This window comes from Bradyrhizobium sp. 21 (assembly GCF_023073335.1).
Lineage (GTDB): Bacteria > Pseudomonadota > Alphaproteobacteria > Rhizobiales > Xanthobacteraceae > Bradyrhizobium.
Window position 1 is genome coordinate 858,183 of the sequence record NZ_JADPJG010000002.1, and the last position, 17,575, is coordinate 875,757.

At 64.2% G+C, this 17,575-nt stretch carries 16 protein-coding genes and 1 pseudogene; 11 read left to right on the top strand and 6 right to left on the bottom strand.

What is annotated here, in order from left to right; all coding sequences use genetic code 11:
- From IVB31_RS03870 to IVB31_RS03920, 11 genes and pseudogenes are all read left to right on the top strand, one after another.
- Positions 1-708, top strand: a pseudogene (locus IVB31_RS03870) (phosphatidylserine decarboxylase); the annotation flags it as partial.
- Between the two features lie 84 nt (positions 709-792).
- Positions 793-1,674, top strand: coding sequence for a phosphatidylcholine/phosphatidylserine synthase (locus IVB31_RS03875; RefSeq protein ID WP_247318706.1), 882 nt, complete (start codon positions 793-795; stop codon positions 1,672-1,674).
- A gap of 121 nt (positions 1,675-1,795) precedes the next feature.
- The gene (locus IVB31_RS03880) at positions 1,796-2,515 is read left to right on the top strand and encodes an RraA family protein (RefSeq protein ID WP_247318709.1); all 720 of its coding nucleotides are present in this window, start codon (positions 1,796-1,798) and stop codon (positions 2,513-2,515) included.
- A gap of 14 nt (positions 2,516-2,529) precedes the next feature.
- A complete protein-coding gene (locus IVB31_RS03885) occupies positions 2,530-3,348 on the top strand; it encodes an SDR family NAD(P)-dependent oxidoreductase (protein WP_247318712.1) in 819 nt (272 codons plus the stop codon).
- A 212-nt stretch (positions 3,349-3,560) separates the two neighbouring features.
- On the top strand, positions 3,561-4,334 hold the full coding sequence (locus IVB31_RS03890; RefSeq protein WP_247318715.1) for a MotA/TolQ/ExbB proton channel family protein: 774 nt from the start codon (positions 3,561-3,563) through the stop codon (positions 4,332-4,334).
- A gap of 23 nt (positions 4,335-4,357) precedes the next feature.
- Entirely contained in the window at positions 4,358-5,185 is an 828-nt protein-coding gene (locus tag IVB31_RS03895; RefSeq protein WP_247318718.1) for a flagellar motor protein MotB, read from the top strand.
- 174 nt (positions 5,186-5,359) lie between these two features.
- Positions 5,360-7,258: a potassium transporter Kup gene (locus IVB31_RS03900; RefSeq protein ID WP_247318722.1), complete on the top strand. Its 1,899-nt coding sequence runs from the start codon at positions 5,360-5,362 to the stop codon at positions 7,256-7,258.
- A gap of 138 nt (positions 7,259-7,396) precedes the next feature.
- Positions 7,397-9,325, top strand: coding sequence for a potassium transporter Kup (locus tag IVB31_RS03905; RefSeq protein WP_247318724.1), 1,929 nt, complete (start codon positions 7,397-7,399; stop codon positions 9,323-9,325).
- 175 nt (positions 9,326-9,500) lie between these two features.
- Positions 9,501-9,827, top strand: coding sequence for a rhodanese-like domain-containing protein (locus IVB31_RS03910; protein ID WP_015686918.1), 327 nt, complete (start codon positions 9,501-9,503; stop codon positions 9,825-9,827).
- A 6-nt stretch (positions 9,828-9,833) separates the two neighbouring features.
- Positions 9,834-11,012: an aminotransferase gene (locus IVB31_RS03915; protein WP_247318727.1), complete on the top strand. Its 1,179-nt coding sequence runs from the start codon at positions 9,834-9,836 to the stop codon at positions 11,010-11,012.
- Between the two features lie 5 nt (positions 11,013-11,017).
- Positions 11,018-12,130, top strand: a complete 1,113-nt coding sequence (locus IVB31_RS03920; protein WP_247318730.1) for a polyamine ABC transporter substrate-binding protein — start codon at positions 11,018-11,020, stop codon at positions 12,128-12,130.
- Positions 12,131-12,529: 399 nt separating this feature from the next.
- Here IVB31_RS03920 and IVB31_RS03925 read toward each other — a convergent pair whose 3' ends face one another.
- The 6 genes from IVB31_RS03925 to IVB31_RS03950 form a co-directional block, all read right to left on the bottom strand.
- A complete protein-coding gene (locus IVB31_RS03925) occupies positions 12,530-13,462 on the bottom strand; it encodes a lipid A biosynthesis lauroyl acyltransferase (RefSeq protein WP_247318732.1) in 933 nt (310 codons plus the stop codon).
- 8 nt (positions 13,463-13,470) lie between these two features.
- Positions 13,471-14,748, bottom strand: a complete 1,278-nt coding sequence (locus tag IVB31_RS03930; protein ID WP_247318735.1) for a beta-ketoacyl-ACP synthase — start codon at positions 14,746-14,748, stop codon at positions 13,471-13,473.
- Positions 14,749-14,848: 100 nt separating this feature from the next.
- Positions 14,849-16,054: a beta-ketoacyl-ACP synthase gene (locus IVB31_RS03935; RefSeq protein ID WP_247318736.1), complete on the bottom strand. Its 1,206-nt coding sequence runs from the start codon at positions 16,052-16,054 to the stop codon at positions 14,849-14,851.
- Positions 16,051-16,521, bottom strand: a complete 471-nt coding sequence (locus tag IVB31_RS03940; protein ID WP_247318739.1) for a 3-hydroxyacyl-ACP dehydratase FabZ family protein — start codon at positions 16,519-16,521, stop codon at positions 16,051-16,053. Before IVB31_RS03940 ends, IVB31_RS03935 begins: the two co-directional genes overlap by 4 nt.
- Positions 16,522-16,531: 10 nt before the next feature.
- Positions 16,532-16,819, bottom strand: a complete 288-nt coding sequence (locus IVB31_RS03945) for an acyl carrier protein (protein WP_007592476.1) — start codon at positions 16,817-16,819, stop codon at positions 16,532-16,534.
- Positions 16,820-17,064: 245 nt separating this feature from the next.
- On the bottom strand, positions 17,065-17,406 hold the full coding sequence (locus IVB31_RS03950) for a hypothetical protein (protein ID WP_247318743.1): 342 nt from the start codon (positions 17,404-17,406) through the stop codon (positions 17,065-17,067).
- Between the last annotated feature and the right edge of the window lie 169 nt (positions 17,407-17,575).

Sequence of the window (17,575 nt, forward strand, 5' to 3'; positions counted from 1 at the left end):
CAGATAGCGATGTCCATTCTCGATTCGATCCAGCGTCAGATCCCGCCGATCCACAAGGAGGGCTATCCCTTCATCGGCGGCTTTGCGCTGGCAAGCCTCCTCCTATTCTGGGTGTGGTCGCCTTTGGGGTGGATCGGCACAGCGCTTACCGTCTGGTGCGCGCTGTTCTTCCGCGACCCTGTCAGGGTGACGCCGGTGCGCGAGGGGCTCGTGGTGTCGCCCGCCGATGGCCGCGTCTCGATGATCACCATGGCGCTGCCGCCGGCCGAGCTCGGGCTCGGCGACCGGCCGCTGCCGCGCATCTCGGTGTTCATGAGCGTGTTCAACTGCCACGTGAATCGCAGCCCGATCGCGGGCCGGGTGGACCGCATCGCCTACCGGCCCGGCCTCTTCATCAACGCCGAGCTCGACAAGGCGAGCGAGGACAATGAGCGCAACTCGCTGGTGATCACGACGCCGACCGCGCGGATCGGCGTGATCCAGATCGCAGGGCTCGTCGCCAAGCGCATCGTCTGCTTCGTCAAGGAGGGGCAGGCGATTGGAGCAGGTGAGCGCTTCGGCCTGATCCGCTTCGGCTCCCGGCTCGACGTCTACCTGCCGCTGGGCACCAAGGCGTTGGTCTCGGAAGGGCAGACCGCGATCGCCGGTGAGACGATTTTGGCCGATCTCGCCGGAGACGACCCGAGCCGCGCGTATCGCGCCAATTGACCAATAGGGCGGTCCAGGGGCTTCCGCCGCAATGGCGGAGGGGACCGCGGCTTGCTATATCTCACCATGAGGTAAGGACCAGCCATGACGCCCTATGATTTCAAATATCCCGATGCGCGCCGCCGGCGGTTCCGCCCGATCCCTGTGCGGATGCTGGTGCCCAACGTCATCACGCTGCTGGCGATCTGCGCCGGCCTGACCTCGATCCGCCTGTCGATCGAGGGACGGATGTCGCTCGCGGTCTACGCCATCGTGTTCGCGGCCCTGCTCGATGGCATCGACGGCCGCATCGCGCGCATGATCAAGGGGCAGTCCAAATTCGGCGCCGAACTCGACAGCCTCGCCGACTTCGTCAATTTCGGCGTTGCGCCCGGCCTGATGCTGTACTTCTGGCAACTGCACGAGCTCGGCAATGCCGGTTGGATCGCCGCGATGGTGTTCGCGATCTCCGGGGGCCTAAGGCTCGCGCGCTTCAACGCCACCATGGACGATCCCAACAAGCCGGCCTTCGCCGCCAATTTCTTCACCGGCGTGCCGGCCCCGGCCGGCGCGATCACGGTGTTGCTGCCGATCTATATCGCGTTCCTCGATCTCGGCCGGTTGCCTGCGGCGGTGACGGCCGCCTATACGCTGCTGATCGCCTTCCTGATGGTGTCGCGCCTGCCGGTGTTCTCCGGCAAGACCAAGCGCATGCGCGTGCCGCCCGAACTGGTGCTGCCGGCCTTCGTCGCGGTGATCGTCTTCATCGCGCTCCTGATCGCCTATCCCTGGCACGTGCTGTCGATCGGCACGGTGCTGTATCTCCTTGCCCTGCCGCTCGGCTACAAATCCTATCGCGACCAGGCGCGCGCGATGGAAGCCGCCGCGCCGTCTGGAGGCGAGGTCTCATCGCCGCCGTCGGCGCCGACGCTGGCGAACCTGGCGGAGCCGCCGCATGAGGACGACAGGCCCGGAAGTCTGCACTGAGCAGCGACACGGGGATATCTGCCATGAGGGCTTCCTGAGTTGGGTTGAGGCCCGATCTCGGCTATATCGCCCTGTGCCGGCGGCGCCGCGTTAATCAGCCGCCAATCTGGGAGAGAACGCCGTGACTGATACCGCGACCGGGCCGCTGCCCGCTTCCGTCCTCGAAGCGCTGGGCCGCTACGACACGCCGACGATCTGCAATGCCATGGAGATCGTGGCGCCCGAGCGCCGGCTGATCGGCTATACCACCAAGCAGCTGGTCTGCCCGTTCCCCGATCTGCCGCCGATCGTCGGCTATGCCCGCACGGTCGCGATCCGCTCGGTGCTGAAAAATTCGCTGCCGCCGGAAGAGCAGTCCAAGCGCCGCATCGAATATTACGAATATGTCGGCACTGGCTTTGGGCCGCGCATCTCGGTGATCCAGGACATCGACGGTCCGGACGTCGGCTACGGCGCGTTCTGGGGCGAGGTGCAGAGCAACGTGCACAAGGCGCTCGGCTGCCTCGGCGTCATCACCGACGGCTCGATCCGCGACATCCCACAATGGGCCCCGGGCTTCCAGGCGCTGGCCGGCTCGATCGGCCCGTCGCATGCATGGGTGCATGCAGAGAGCTTTGGCGGCGAGGTCCGCGTCGCCGGCATGACCGTGAAGTCCGACGATCTGATCCACGCCGACCAGCACGGCGCCATCGTGATCCCGCGCGCCATCGCCGCAAAGCTGCCTGAGGCCGCCGAGCTCTGCGGCCGCCGCGAGACGCCGATCCTCGAGATCGCCCGCAGCCCCGACTTCTCGCTGGAGAAGCTCAAGGCCGCGCTGAAGCGCTCGGCGGAAATTCACTGACGGGAGCATCAGCCATGGATATGGCCGGCAAGACGGTGCTGATTACGGGCTCGACCGACGGCGTCGGCCGCTACGTCGCAAGCCGTCTTGCGGCCGAGGGCGCCAATGTCCTCATCCATGGCCGCGATCCGACGCGTGCGAAAACACTGATCGACGAGATCGTGAAGGCCGGCCACGCTGCGCCGACCTTCTACCCGGCGGACTTGTCGTCGATGGCTGGCACGCGCGCACTGGTCGAGGCCGTGAAGCGGGATCATCAGCGTCTCGACGTCTTCGTCAGCAACGCCGGCATCGGCTCGCAGAACGACGGGCCGCAGCGGCAGGTGAGCGCCGATGGCCACGAGCTGCGTTTCGCCGTGAACTACCTCTCCGGCTTCCTGCTCGCTCACCTCCTGCTGCCGCTGCTCAAAGCCGCCACGCCAGCGCGCATCGTCAACGTCGCCTCGCTCGGCCAGCATCCGATCGATTTCGACGACGTCATGATCACCAGGGGTTACAGCGGCTCGCGCGCTTACGCGCAGAGCAAACTTTCGCAGATCTTGTTCACGATCGATCTCGCCGAGGAGCTGAAGGGCACCGGCATCACCGTGAACTCGCTGCATCCGGCCACCTACATGAACACCACGATGGTGCGTGCCGGCGGCATCGTGCCGATGTCGACGGTGGAGCAGGGCGGTGCTGCGATCCTGCACCTCGTCGAAGGCGACGACGTCGCAGGCAAGAGCGGCCTGTTTTTCAACGGCATGAACGAGGCGCGCGCCAATCCCCAAGCCTACGATGCCGACGCACGCAAGCGCCTGCGCGCGCTCAGCCTCGAGCTGACAGGGCTCTAATCAGGCAGCCCCGGCGCGATCATGGTTAGCGAAGTGTTGAGATTCCTGTCGCTGGACGGCAATGGAAGCACCTGCTGCGGCGTGTACCGCGCTGTTCGGATTTAACCTTTACGCGTCTTTAATCGCGGCGAACTAGGGTTCTTCAACGTAGTCCGGCTGGGGCTGCGCACCGTCCAGGATGGGCGGGTATCGCTTATGCGTTGGAGTGTCCCATGGATATCATGACGACAGTCGGGCTTTTGGCCGGCTTGGCCGTTGTTACGACTATGGTGCTCCTGGGCGGCGATCTGCACATGTTCATCAGCGAGCATGCGATGATCATCATCTTCGGCGGTTCGGCGGCTGCGACCATGATCCGCTTTCCGCTCTCAGCGCTGGCGCACGGCATACCGCTCGGCATGAAATTCGCTTTCACGATGAGCCGGCTGTCGGCGCACGATCTCGTCGACGAGCTCGCCCGCATCGCCGAGATCGCCCGCAAGCAGGGCCCGGTGGGCCTCGAAAAGGTCGAAACCGACGAGCCGTTCCTGGCCAAGGGCATCCGCTACGTCGCCGACGGCTACGACCTCGATTTTATCAGGGACAATCTGGAACGCGACCGCGATAATTTCCTGATGCATCTCAACGAAGGCAGCAAGATCTACCGCGCCGTCGGCGACTGCGCGCCTGCGTTCGGCATGATCGGGACCCTGATCGGCATGGTGCAGATGTTTTCGAACATGTCGGATCCCTCGAAGCTCGGCCCGTTCATGGCGACCGCCCTGCTGGCAACTCTCTACGGCGCGCTGGTCGCGAACCTGCTCTGCCTGCCGATCGCCGACAAGCTGCACGGCAAGCTGATCGACGAGGAAACCAATCGCACGCTGATCATCGACGGCATCCTGATGATCCGCGACTCCAAGAGCCCGACTTTGGTGCGCGAAATGCTGCTGGCCTATCTGCCCGAGAAGCACCGTCACGCCGAAGGCGAGCCGGTTCCGGCGTGACGCCGGACGCTGGGATCTGACCCATGGCAAAGAAGAAACGCGAAGAAGCACATGGCGGCCATGGCTGGTTCGTGACGTTTGCCGATCTGATGGCCTTGCTGCTGGCGTTTTTCGTGATGCTGGTCGCATTCTCCACCCAAGACGCCAACAAGCTGAAGATCGTCGCAGGCTCCATGCGCGACGCTTTCGGCGTGCAGAGCGAAGCGCGCTACGCCGGCATCGTCGAGTCCGACGGCCTGCCGACCCGGGCGCGGCTGAAGAACGTCGACCACATCCAGCCTGAGGAAGCGTCGAACACGCCGACGCCGGACCAGGAGGATCGCGACCGCACGTCGGGGGCGAAGATCAAGGTCGACCGCAATTTTGCGCTCGCGGCGGCCTCGCTGCGGCAGGCCTTGCAGGACATGCCGGAACTGACCGAGATGTCCAAGCACATCATGTTCGAGGAGACCAAGCAGGGCCTCAATCTGGAGATCGTCGACCAGGATGGCCGCTCGATGTTCGCCGACGGCTCCAAGGTGCCCTTTGACCGCACCCGCCGCCTGATCGAGAAGCTCGCGATCCCGCTCAAGGCGACGCCGCTTCGCGTCTCCATTGCCGGCCACACCGCGGCCGGATTCGTGCCGACCCGCAGCGACTACGGCGCCTTCGACCTGTCGGCCGACCGCGCCAATGCCGTGCGTCAGATCCTCGAACGCGAGGGCCTGCCGGGCTCGCATGTCTTCGCTGTCGCCGGCAAGGCGGACACCCAGCCGCTGTTTCCGGACGATCCCTCGCTTGCGGCCAACCGGCGGGTGACCATCACCCTGATGCGCGAAGATCCGCCGCTGCCGCCGAATCTGAAGCCGTAGGGCGCTTGCCATACCATTTTACCTGAGGCATGTCGTCGCTATGGCGATGGACGTGGCTGCGCCGTCACAGCTTTCGGCTCCGCACCTGCTAAGGTGGCGTGCCGATTGACAGACGCGCCGGAAGCGTCAAAAGGCGCCGGATCATTTCTCGGGCAGAAGCGTTTCCAGTTTCTCATGACGGCGAGCATCACATCGACCGAAACCCAGGACGGACCGGTCACCTCGGGTTTCTGGGGCTTGACGCTTGGGAGCATCGGCGTTGTCTTCGGCGATATCGGGACATCGCCGCTCTACGCATTCCACGAGGCGGTACGGGGCGCGGCCCACGGCGCGCCGGTCTCGCGGGTCATGGTGCTCGGCGTGCTCTCGCTGATCCTCTGGGCACTCCTGATCGTCGTCACCGCCAAATACGTCCTGCTGCTGCTACGCGCCGACAACAACGGGGAAGGCGGCACGCTTTCGCTGATGGCGCTCGGCCAGCGCGCGCTCGGGCGGCGGAGCTGGCTCCTGACGGCGCTCGGCGTGGTCGGCGCCTCCATGTTCATCGGCGATTCCATGATCACGCCGGCGATCTCGGTGCTGTCGGCGGTCGAGGGCCTGAAGCTCGCAACGCCGGCGTTTGAGCACTACGTCGTGCCGCTGACCGTCTTCATCCTGGCGCTGCTGTTCGCGGTCCAGAGCAAGGGGACAGCGCTGGTGGCCTCGGCCTTCGGGCCGGTGATGGTGGTCTGGTTCACCGTTCTTGCCGTGCTGGGCATCATTCACATCGCCGACGATCCGTCGGTGCTGGCAGCGATCAATCCCTATTACGCGCTGCAATTCGTGCTGTCGCACGGCACGATCGGCCTGGTGACGCTGGGCGCGGTGTTCCTGGCGGTGACCGGCGGTGAGGCGCTCTATGCCGATCTCGGCCATTTCGGGCGCAAGCCGATCCAGTCGGCCTGGATGTTCTTCGTGCTGCCCTCGCTCCTGATCAACTATTTCGGGCAAGGCGCGCTGGTGCTGTCCGATCCCAGCGCGATCGAGCACTCGTTCTACCGGATGGTGCCCGAGCATTTCGTGCTGCCGCTGGTCGGTCTTGCGACCGCGGCGACCGTGATTGCCAGCCAGGCGGTGATCACCGGGGCCTATTCGCTGGTCTATCAGGCGGTGCAGCTCGGCCTGCTGCCGCGCTTCGAGGTGCGCTTCACCTCGGAAACTCACGCCGGCCAGATCTACTTGCCGCGTGTCAACCGACTGCTCCTGATCGGCGTGATGATGCTGGTGCTGTTGTTCCACAGCTCCAGCAATCTGGCTTCGGCCTACGGTATCGCGGTCTCCACCACCATGGTTGCCGACGGCATCATGGGCTTCATCGTGATCTGGAAATTGTGGAACTGGCGCGCCGCGACGGCCGCGGCCGTGATCCTGCCCTTTGTCGTGGTCGACCTGAGCTTCTTCAGCGCGAATCTCCTGAAGCTGCTCGAAGGCGCCTGGGTGCCGCTGCTGTTCGGCGCGGCCATGGCCGGGACCATCTGGACCTGGCGGCGAGGGTCGGCGATCCTGATCCAGAAAACGCGTCGGATCGAGGTGCCGCTGGACGATCTGATCCGGAGCCTTGAGAAGCGGCCGCCGCACATCGTCAAGGGTACCGCGGTGTTCCTGACCAGCGATCCCTCGTTCGTGCCGACCGCGCTGCTGCATAATCTCAAGCACAACAAGGTGCTGCACGAGCACAACGTGATCCTGACGATCGAGACCGCGCATACGCCGCGGGTCGATCTATCTGAGCGCTTTCGGATGGAGAAGATCAGCGACAAGTTCTTCAAGGTCCGCCTGCGCTTCGGCTACATGGAGCAGCCGAACGTGCCGAAGGCGCTCGCGATCGCGCGCAAGCAGGGTTGGCAGTTCGACATCATGTCGACGTCGTTCTTCGTGTCGCGCCGCTCGTTGAAGGCTTCGGCGCAGTCAGGCATGCCGCTGTGGCAGGACCATTTGTTCATTGCGCTGAGCCGGTCGGCCAACGATGCCACCGACTATTTCCAGATTCCCACCGGACGGGTGGTTGAAGTCGGAACCCAGGTCACCATCTAAACCTCGATCGAGGGGCCATGCAAAATTGCATGGCTCGGCCCCGAAATCAGGCTAGGCTATGCCCTTAGCGCAGGCCTATAAGCCGCGCGCCCTGCCGCATTGTGCAGTGAAGCATTTTAGAGGCCACCAGGCTCTCCCATGACAGGTGACGTAGCGATTTCCGCCCCGGAGACGGCGGCGGCCAATGGGCATGGCGATGCCCACACGACCGCCCGTTTCGGTGCGCTGACGCTTGGCAGTATCGGCGTCGTCTATGGCGATATCGGCACCAGCCCGCTGTACGCGTTCCGCGAGGCGGTGATGGCGGCTTCCGGCGCGGAGGGGGTGCCGACGCCGGCGGCCGTGCTCGGCGTGCTCTCCCTGATCCTGTGGGCGCTCATCATCGTGGTGACACTCAAATACGTCGTGATCCTGCTCCGGGCCGACAACAACGGCGAGGGCGGCACGCTGGCGCTGATGGCGCTGGCCCAGCGCGCGGTCGGCACCGGCGGGGCCACCATCGTCCTGCTCGGCATCATCTCCGGCGCCCTGTTCTACGGCGATGCCGTGATTACTCCCGCGCTCTCGGTGCTGTCGGCAATCGAAGGCATGAAGGACGTCACACTGCGGTTCGAGCCTTACATCGTTCCGCTGACCGTGATCATTCTGGTCGGCCTGTTTGCCGTGCAGTCGCGTGGCACCGCCCGCGTCGCCGCGTTTTTCGGTCCCGTGATGTGCGTCTGGTTCGCGGTCATCGCGGTGGCGGCGATCCATCCGATCATCCAGCAGCCGCAAGTGCTATTCGCGCTGAACCCGCTGTACGCCGTCTCCTTCATGCTCCACCACGGCATCATCGGCTTCGTGACGCTGGGTGCGGTTTTTCTGGCGGTCACTGGCGCCGAGGCGCTCTATGCCGACCTCGGCCATTTCGGCAAGCGGCCGATCCAGACCGCCTGGCTGTTCATCGTGCTGCCGTCGCTGGCGCTGAACTATCTGGGGCAGGGCGCGCTCGTGCTGGGCGATCCCGGCGCGATCGAGAGCCCGTTCTTCCAATTATTTCCGCAAGGCTGGTTCCGCGGCGGCATGGTCGTTCTCGCCACCGCGGCCACCGTGATCGCGAGCCAGGCCGTCATCACCGGTGCCTATTCGCTGACGCGCCAGGCGATTCAGCTTGGGCTGCTGCCGCGGTTCGAAATTCGCCATACGTCTGAAGCCCATTCGGGCCAGATCTTCATCCCGCGCATCAACCAGCTGCTGTTGGTCGCGGTGGTGCTTCTGGTGCTGCTGTTCCGCTCCTCCAGCGCGCTCGCCTCCGCCTATGGCATCTCCGTCACCGGCACCATGGTGGTCACGGCGATGATGGGCTTTATCGTGATCTGGAAGGTCTGGAAGTGGTCGCCACTCGCTGCCGCCGCCTTGATCGTGCCCTTCCTGTTCCTCGACCTGACTTTCCTGGCTGCGAACCTGCTCAAGGTGTTCGAGGGCGGCTGGGTACCGCTGGCGCTCGGCGCGCTCATGATCATGCTGATGTACACGTGGCGGCGGGGTAGCCGGCTCTTGTTCGAGAAGTCGCGCAAGCTCGAATTCCCCCTTGCCGACCTCGTGGCGATGCTGGAGAAGCGGCCGCCGCAGCGCGTGCCCGGCACCGCCGTGTTCCTGACCAGCGACCCGCTCAGCGCGCCGACCGCGCTGATGCACAGTCTGAAACACTACAAAGTGCTACACGAGAAGAACGTCATTCTCACCATCGAGACCGCGCAGACCCCGCGCATCGATCCGGCCGAGCGGGTGAGGCTGGAGCAGATCAGCCCGACCTTCTCCAAGGTGACGCTGAAATTCGGCTTCATGGAATCGCCGAACGTGCCGAAAGCGCTCGCCATCGCCCGCAAGCTCGGCTGGCAGTTCGACATCATGTCGACGTCGTTCTTCCTGTCGCGGAGGGCGCTGAAGCCGGCCGCCCATTCCGGCATGCCGCGCTGGCAGGACCGGCTGTTCATCTCGCTCAGCCGCTCCGCCAATGACGCCACCGACTATTTCCAGATCCCCAGCGGCCGCGTCGTCGAGGTGGGCACCCAGGTGACGATCTGATCCTTCATTTGCGATCTGTCCTCCATTTGAAGGTCGCACTTCAAGTCGCTGCGATTTAGCTTTAACTTGCGCAAGGCAGCTCAAGTCTTTGTAGCGCTTGATTTTCGTCGGCTGAGAGGCGAGTTTGCGGCCCGCCGGGATCGCCCGGCAACGACCCGCGATGTTGGAGGATGATATGGCAAACCAGGTACAGGATCTGACCCCGGACGAGGTCTCCAAGGGTGTCGCGGAAGGGCGCTATCTTCTCGTCGACGTGCGCGAGCCGAACGAGGTCGAAGCCGAGGCCTATCCCTACGGTGTCGTCGTGCCGCTCTCGACCTTCGATCCCAAGGCAATCCCCGATCCCGCCGGCAAGGAGGTCGTGTTCGCCTGCCGTTCGGGAAAACGCTCGGTGACGGCCTCGCTCGCGGCGCAGGCGGCGGGCCTGCCTTACGACAAGCATCTGGCCGGCGGCATGCTGGGCTGGAAGGCGGCGGGTCTCCCCAGCAAGGTCGGTGGCTGACGGCCGATGACCAAGAGCTCGTCCCTGAACAACGTCTTCGCCGACCTTCCCGTCACCATCTTCGAGGCGATGTCGCAGGCCGCACGCGACAACGCCGCCATCAATCTCGGGCAGGGCTTTCCCGACGATCCCGGTCCGGAGGACATCCGCCGCGCGGCGGCCGATGCCTCGCTGAACGGCTACAACCAGTACCCGTCGATGATGGGCCTGCCGGAACTGCGCCAGGCGATCGCCACGCATTACGACCATTGGCACGGCCTCAAGCTCGATCCGATGAGCGAGGTGATGGTGACCTCCGGCGGCACCGAGGCGCTGACCTCGGCCATCCTCGCGGTGGTGCAGCCCGGCGACGAGGTTGTGTGCTTCCAGCCGGTCTATGATTCCTATCTGCCGATCATCCGCCAGGCCGGCGGCATTCCGCGCTTGGTCCGGCTCGAGCCGCCGCATTGGCGGCTGAATGAGGAGATGCTGAAAAGCATTTTCAATTCAAAGACCAAGGCGGTGCTCTTCAACAATCCCCTGAATCCCTCCGCGGTGGTGTTTCCGCGCGAGGACCTCGAGCTGCTTGCGCGCTACTGCCAGGAGTTCGACGTCATCGCGATCTGCGACGAGGTCTGGGAGCACGTCACCTTTGACGAGCACAAGCACATCCCGCTGATCACCATCCCCGGCATGCGCGAGCGCACGATCAAGGTCGGCTCGGCCGGCAAGATCTTCTCGCTGACGGGCTGGAAGATCGGCTTCGTCTGCGCCGCGCCGCCGCTGTTGCGCGTGGCCGCCAAGGTGCACCAGTTCCTGACCTTCACCACTGCGCCGAACCTCCAGGCCGCGGTCGCCTATGGTCTCGGCAAGCCGGACGAGTATTTCCTGTCGATGCGCAAGGAGCTGATGCGGAGCAGGGACCGCCTCACCAAGGGACTGGAGAGCCTCGGCTTCCCCGTGCTGAAGTCGCAAGGCACCTACTTCCTCACCGTCGACCTGTCGCCGCTCGGGCTCAACGAGAGCGACACCGAGTTCTGCTGGCGGATCGTGAAGGACTACAAGGTCGCCGCGATCCCGGTCTCGGCGTTCTACGAGCAGGACCCCGTGACCTCGGTGGTGCGCTTCTGCTTTGCCAAGAAGGACGAGACGCTCGACACCGCGCTGGAGCGGCTGTCGGACGCGGTGCGCGGCCGCAAGAGGTAGGGAAGATGACCAACGTCAGCCGCTCCAGGCTTTGCCTCGGTCTTGCAACCGCCGTAGCGCTGACGTTGCTCTCCGCCCCCGCAGGGGCCGAGGAGCGCGTCGTCAACTTCTACAATTGGTCGAACTACATGGCGCCTGACGTCCTGGAGGCCTTCACCAAGGAGACCGGCATCAAGGTGGTCTACGACACCTTCGACGCCAACGAGACACTGGAGACGCGCCTGATGGCCGGCAAGTCCGGCTACGACGTCGTCGTGCCCACGGCCTATTTCCTCCAGCGCCAGATCAAGGCCAACATCTTTCAGAAGCTCGACAAGTCGAAGCTGCCGAATCTCGCCAATGCGTGGAGCGTGGTGACCGAGCGCCTCGGCATTTACGATCCCGGCAATGTCTACGCTGCCAACTACATGTGGGGTACGACGGGCATCGGTTACAACGTCGCCAAGCTGAAGGCGATCCTCGGGCCCGACGCGAAGATCGACAGCTGGGACATCGTCTTCAAACCAGAGAACCTCGCCAAGTTCAAAGACTGCGGCGTCCACATGCTCGATTCCGCCGACGACATCTTTCCCGCGGCGCTGAGCTGGCTCGGGCTCGATCCGAACTCGACCAAGCAGGCCGATCTGGAGAAGGCCGCCGACATCGTCGCCAAGGTTCGCCCGTCGGTGCGAAAATTTCACTCCTCCGAATATCTGAGCGCGCTCGCCACCGGCGAGATCTGCTTCGTGGTCGGCTGGTCCGGCGACATCATGCAGGCCCGCGCCCGCGCGGCCGAAGCGAAGGGTGGCATCGAGATCGGCTACGCCATCCCGAAGGAAGGCGCGCAGATGTTCTTCGACAATCTCGCGATCCCCGCGGACGCCAAGAATGTCAAAGAGGCCTACGAGCTGATCAACTATCTCTACCGTCCGGACGTGGCCGCCAAGAACTCGGACTTTTTGTCGTATGCCAACGGCAACCTTGCCAGCCAGAAGCTGATCGACCCAAAAATCCTGAATGACAAGAACATCTATCCGGACGAGGCGACCCTCGCAAAGCTGTTCGTCATCACGGCGCGTGAGCCGGCCACGCAACGGGTCATCAACCGGCTCTGGACCAAGGTGAAGACGGGAAGATGACCCACCCGTCGTCCTGGGGCGATGCCAAGCATCAAACCCGGAATCTCGAGATTCGATGTGTACAGTCGTTTTCAGCTAGCTAGAGAGCGCGACCACGATGAATTCGGAGAAAACAAACCAACCGGGTAGGCGATGGCGAATCCTTGCGCATCGCGAAGGTCAAAAAATAGAACTTGAAGACCAGGGGTTTCGACGAACTCGTCGTGGATGACTGGCTCCATCTTGAACAGATGGATACCAATGCTTGGTGGCTTCGCGTGGGTGACGCTCGTCTTTGGGTGACGGTATCCGACACTGAAACAAAGGTCGATATTGAACGTGGTTGCTACGGACCGGTCAAGGGAGTTACGCAGAGCTCAAAGCTGAATTAAAGCGCGACGATCTTGAGCCAGCTCTTCGCTACCGCCACCTTCGATGCAGCCACAGCCACTGCTCGGGATATTCTCGCACCCAGCCTTCCACCACATTGGTGATCGCTTGCGTCGTGCCCTGGATGTCGATCTTGCCGTCGGCGTCGCGCACCGGCTGGACCTCTTCCGTCAGCTCCGCGGCGAAGCGGTTGCCGGGCTTGCGGATGATGCGGACGCCGTGGATCGGGCATTCGACCTGGCGCAGGAGGCGGGCCAGCATCGGATTGGCGCGGGTCTTGCGGCCGAAGAAGGTGACCTCGACGCCGCCGGTCAGATATTGGTCGATCAGCATGGCGACGTGCTTGCCGTCCTTCAGCGCCTGCGCGAGCCGCAATGGCGCGTCGCGCCCTGCCGGGATCAGCATGCCCATGTTGACCTGGCGCATCTCCTGGATGATGCGGTCGGCCGAGGCGATGTTCGGCCGGCGGTAGAGGATCGCAGCATCGAGCCCATGTGCGACGGCGGCGAGCGCCGGCAATTCCCAATTGGCGAGATGGGCTGCAAAGATCAGCGCCGGCTTGCCGTCGTCGCGGATATGGTCGAACAGCTCGATGCTGCGCGCCGGGAGTTCGATCCGGCTGTTCTCCGGGTGGGCGCGGTCATAGTCCCAGACATGGTCCATATGGGCGAATTCGGCGCCGACGCGGCCGAGATTGTCCCACACGCCCATCAGGATGGTTTCGATCTCTTCCGGCGACTTCTCCGGAAAAGCGGCGGTGAGGTTGGCGCGGCCGATGCGGTGCTCGCGCAGGCGCGGGCCGATCGTCTTGGTGACGCGCGCGAAAAAGTCCGAGGTCTTGACCGGATCGAAATAGCGCGTGGTGCGCAGCATGCCGACGGTGGCCGCGCCGATCAGGCCGCCGCCGATCGATTTGGCAGCGTCCCGCGCGCGGGCCTTCGTGCTCGCAGGAAGCAGCGCCATGCGTCCGGTCAGGCCGGTTCGCGGGTCAGGATCAGCGAGGCGTTCTGGCCGCCGAAGCCGAACGAGTTCGACATCACCGCGGTGACGCGGGCATCGCGCGCCTTGTTGCCGACGACATCGAACAGGATCGTGGGATCCGGATTGTCGTAATTGATCGTCGGCGGAATGCGCTGATGCTCGAGCGTCAGCAGCGAGAAGATCGCCTCGACGGCACCTGCGGCCGAGATGGTGTGGCCGACCATCGACTTGTTGGAGGTGACCGGAATCTTCGAGATGAGATCGCCGAACACGGCCGATGTCGTGTTGTACTCCATCTTGTCGTTCTCGGGCGTCGCGGTGCCGTGCGCGTTGATGTGGTCGATCTGGTCCGGCGTCATGCCAGCATCGGCCAGGGTCTTGTTCATGCAGCCGATGATCGGCTTGCCGTCGGGCGAGGACCGGGTGCGATGGAAGGAATCGGTGAGCTCGCCGCAGCCGGCGATGACGCCGAGGATTTTTGCGCCACGCGCGGTCGCCGCCTCGTAGCTCTCCAGCACCAGCGCGCCGGCGCCTTCGGCCATGACAAAGCCGTCGCGGTTCTTGGAGAAAGGGCGGGAGGCCGCCTGCGGCGGATCGTTCTGGGTCGACAGCGCCGAGAGCAGCGAGAAGCGTACCAGCGCTTCCGGATTCACGGTGCCGTCGGTCGCGACGCACAGCGCAGCGTCGGTCTCGCCGCGGCGGATCGCCTCGACGCCGAGCTGGATCGAGGTCGCGCCCGAAGCGCAGGCCGTCGACAGCGAGATCGGCGAGCCCTTGGTGCCGAAGGTCTCGGCGAGGTAGGCCGCGACCGAGCCGAACATGAAGCGATGATGATAGGCGCTGTATTTGCCGCCGCCGGAGATGCGCAGCAGATCGTCATAAGTGAAGTCGGGCCTGCCGACGGCGCGGCCCAGCTCGCGGCGCTGCGGCCATTCGACTTCGACCGGTGCGACCGCAAGGAAAAGAGGACCCGGGAAATCGGCCTTGGCGCCGATGCCGGCCTGGTCCAGCGCTTCCTGCGTCACCAACTCGGCCATCCGCTCGGACAGGCCGGTGGAGGAGAACGGATCGACGCTGACGAAATCCACCGTGCCGGCCATCGTGGTCTTCAGGCCGTCGACCGGGAAGCGTGTGATGGTGCGTATGCCGGATTCGCCCGCGACGAGCTTTGCCCAATTGTCGGCCTTGCCGTTGCCGAGCGAGGTCATGATGCCCATGCCGGTGACGACGACGACGGGGCGCCCGAGTTTGTCGCGTGGTGCAGTCATGTCGATCCCCGCTAGAGCTGGAGCATGATCCGGAAAAGTGTGACGCGGCTTTCCGAAAAGATCATGCTCAAAACAACAACCGGCCAAAGCGCGATGCGCTTCAGCTTACCGCCTCGACCAGCGCCATGCCTTCGCCGCGCCAGTGTCCGGCCCCCACCACCACAATCTGGGTGGGCGCCCCCTGCATTTCAATCTCGGTCCCCGTGGAATCGTTCGGCGGAAACAGCGCGCCGCGCGAGATCGACAGCGCGGCCAGCGCAATGCCGAGCGGAAATTGCGTTTCCATGGTGTGGCCGAACATCGTGCCGGTCGCGCGCACCGGGACGTCGGCGTGGCCCTTCAGGAAGTCGCGCTCCTCGCTCGTCGCCGGCTCCGCACCGGTTGCGCCCGAGATGATCGCGCCCTTGCCCGCGCGCTTGGGCAGTTTCGCCCAAAGCTTCTCCAGCGTCGCTCCCATGTCGCCGGACTGCTTGCGTCGGGCGAGATCAGTCACCACGCTCGACAGCTTTGCGAACGGTTTTGCGCCGCGCGCTTGTGCGTGGGCCTTTGATTCCAGCACCAGGAAGGCGCCGGCGGAGCCGAGCGCGAAGCCGGCGTGGTCCTTGCGCGCCCAGACGGGTGCGAACTTGTTCTTGAGGTTGAAGTCGCCGAATTCGTAGAGGACCATCAGGTCCTTGCGCTCGCCATTGTGCGAGCCGCCAACCAGCGCGATGTCGCTCTCGCCCGAGGCGATGCGCGACAGCGCGATGCGCGCGGCATCGGCGCCGGCAACCTCTTCGCCCATGAAGGTGCGCGAGGTGCCGCCCAGACCGTTGACGATGGCGATGTTGCCGGCGAGCAGATTGGAGAGCTGGGCCAGGAACAGCGTCGGCCTGAGGTCGCTCATCAGCCGCTCGTTGAGGAAGCCGGGCGCGTTGGCGCCCTTGGCCTCGGCGGTGAGCACGCCGGTGTCGACGTTGAGATCGCGCTCGCCGCCACCGGCGGCCACCACCATGTCGATCTTCGACAGGATGTCCTTGTTGCCCTTGATGCCGGCCGAGTCGAGCGCCAGGCCCGCGGCATAGACGCCGATGCGCTGCCAGGCTTCCATCTGGCGCTGATCGCCCTTCTTCGGGATCTGGCTGTCGAAGGTAACAGGCATCAGGGGATGCACGACGAAGGGCGCAAAGCCCTTCTCGTCGACATTGATGCGCTTCTCCTGAAGCGCAGCCCAGTTGGCGTCCAGGCCCTCGCCGAGCGAGGTGGCTAGACCAATGCCGGTGATCCAGACTTCCGTCTGGCCGGGCTTCGAAGCAGTCTCGGTCATGGCGATACGGCCTGTTGCGGGAAGCCGACGCGTTTGGCGACCGCGTCCATGTAACCGCGCATATCCGCATTAGGGAAGGGGATCTGCGTGAAGGTGAGCGTCGAATTCGCGCGCAGCTTGCCGCCGACCCTGATCTTGGCCTCGGTCACCGCATAGCCCGAGCCCTGATGCGTAAGGCTCGCCTCGATGCTCATGAGATCGCCGGGGAAGACCGAGCCGCGGACCTTGGCCTCCTTCACGGCGGCCAGGATCGGCATGCGTTCGAACTTGAGCACGCCGAGCTGAAGCCAGCCCGAGGCCTGCGCCATCGATTCGATCAGGAGCACGCCCGGCATCAAGGGATAGCCCGGGAAGTGCCCCTCGAAGATGGTGCTCTCCTTGGGGACCAGAGCCTCGACGACAATCGTCATCGCGTCGACGTTGAGGTCGACGACGCGATCAATCATGTGGAAGTATTCGAGTTGCATGACCGCGCGCTTAGGCGCTCGCGCCCTTGGCCGCAACCAGTTCGTCGATGCGGGCGCACAGGTTCTTCAGCACGAAATACTGCTCGGTGGTCGCCTTGCCGTCGTTGACCTCCTGGGTCCACTTTTCCAGCGGCAGCTTGATGCCGAACTGCTTGTCGATCGCGAATGCGATGTCCAGAAAATCGAGACTGTCGATGCCGAGGTCATCGATGGCATGGCTATCCGGCGTGATCGTGTCGCGCGGGATGTCGCAGGTTTCAGCGATGATCGTAGCGACCTGATCGAATGTGGAGGACATCACTAAGCCTTTGATATATTGCTGATATTTGTCATATTTTCCAGAGTGGAACGGTGGGAGGGCATCGCGCCCCTGATGACGCCCTCAACCCCCCTCTGGCCGGGTCGAACGCCCGTATATCGGAGCCCCGCCCTGAGTTCAATGGAGCCGGACAGGGGTGGGGCAGGGCTGGGGATGCCCGACTGAGCTCTTTCCGCCGAATGTCCGGCGGCGGGCCTTGCCAGATATCTTGCCTAACAGCTTGCCTAGATGTGCGGCGTCGTGATCCTGACGCAGTCGCGGCGGCCCATCAGCACGCAATCCTGGGTCCGGCGCAGGTCGGCGATGCTCACCGCAAGCCAGATCCCGATCGCGGTCAGCGCGATGGTGAAGGCCAGCGCCGCGATATTGGCGAGCATGCGATGGCGGAAATCGTCCGGTTCAGTGCGGGCCTGCTCGTAGCGCGACAAGTCGAGCGGCTCGGGCGCGACGCGCAATTGCTGCACCGACCCGTTGCCCCGGGAGGCCGTCGGGGAAGGCGCGGTGCGCGGCCTGAACTGGAGCACCCGGTGCTCGTCATCCGAGCTTATGGGCCGCTGGGTTTTCATGGTGCAGGGATCACTCCGAAGCAGCGATTTTTAGATAGCATAGGTGGCGAACACGTTGAAGAAAATCTTCTCAACGCCCACGTGCATTGCGCGTTCGCACTATCTTGCTTGGGCTACGATTGATCACGGAACCGTCGTCATCCCGGCATGCAGGGGTTGCGTTGCAATA

Bases quoted from the DNA above. Each gene is read 5' to 3' on its own strand.
- IVB31_RS03875 (WP_247318706.1), top strand. From the start codon at position 793: ATGACGCCCTATGATTTCAAATATCCCGATGCGCGCCGCCGGCGGTTC.
- IVB31_RS03885 (WP_247318712.1), top strand. From the start codon at position 2,530: ATGGATATGGCCGGCAAGACGGTGCTGATTACGGGCTCGACCGACGGC.
- IVB31_RS03890 (WP_247318715.1), top strand. From the start codon at position 3,561: ATGGATATCATGACGACAGTCGGGCTTTTGGCCGGCTTGGCCGTTGTT.
- IVB31_RS03895 (WP_247318718.1), top strand. From the start codon at position 4,358: ATGGCAAAGAAGAAACGCGAAGAAGCACATGGCGGCCATGGCTGGTTC.
- IVB31_RS03900 (WP_247318722.1), top strand. From the start codon at position 5,360: ATGACGGCGAGCATCACATCGACCGAAACCCAGGACGGACCGGTCACC.
- IVB31_RS03905 (WP_247318724.1), top strand. From the start codon at position 7,397: ATGACAGGTGACGTAGCGATTTCCGCCCCGGAGACGGCGGCGGCCAAT.
- IVB31_RS03910 (WP_015686918.1), top strand. From the start codon at position 9,501: ATGGCAAACCAGGTACAGGATCTGACCCCGGACGAGGTCTCCAAGGGT.
- IVB31_RS03915 (WP_247318727.1), top strand. From the start codon at position 9,834: ATGACCAAGAGCTCGTCCCTGAACAACGTCTTCGCCGACCTTCCCGTC.
- IVB31_RS03920 (WP_247318730.1), top strand. From the start codon at position 11,018: ATGACCAACGTCAGCCGCTCCAGGCTTTGCCTCGGTCTTGCAACCGCC.
- IVB31_RS03925 (WP_247318732.1), bottom strand. From the start codon at position 13,462: ATGGCGCTGCTTCCTGCGAGCACGAAGGCCCGCGCGCGGGACGCTGCC.
- IVB31_RS03930 (WP_247318735.1), bottom strand. From the start codon at position 14,748: ATGACTGCACCACGCGACAAACTCGGGCGCCCCGTCGTCGTCGTCACC.
- IVB31_RS03935 (WP_247318736.1), bottom strand. From the start codon at position 16,054: ATGACCGAGACTGCTTCGAAGCCCGGCCAGACGGAAGTCTGGATCACC.
- IVB31_RS03940 (WP_247318739.1), bottom strand. From the start codon at position 16,521: ATGCAACTCGAATACTTCCACATGATTGATCGCGTCGTCGACCTCAAC.
- IVB31_RS03945 (WP_007592476.1), bottom strand. From the start codon at position 16,819: ATGTCCTCCACATTCGATCAGGTCGCTACGATCATCGCTGAAACCTGC.
- IVB31_RS03950 (WP_247318743.1), bottom strand. From the start codon at position 17,406: ATGAAAACCCAGCGGCCCATAAGCTCGGATGACGAGCACCGGGTGCTC.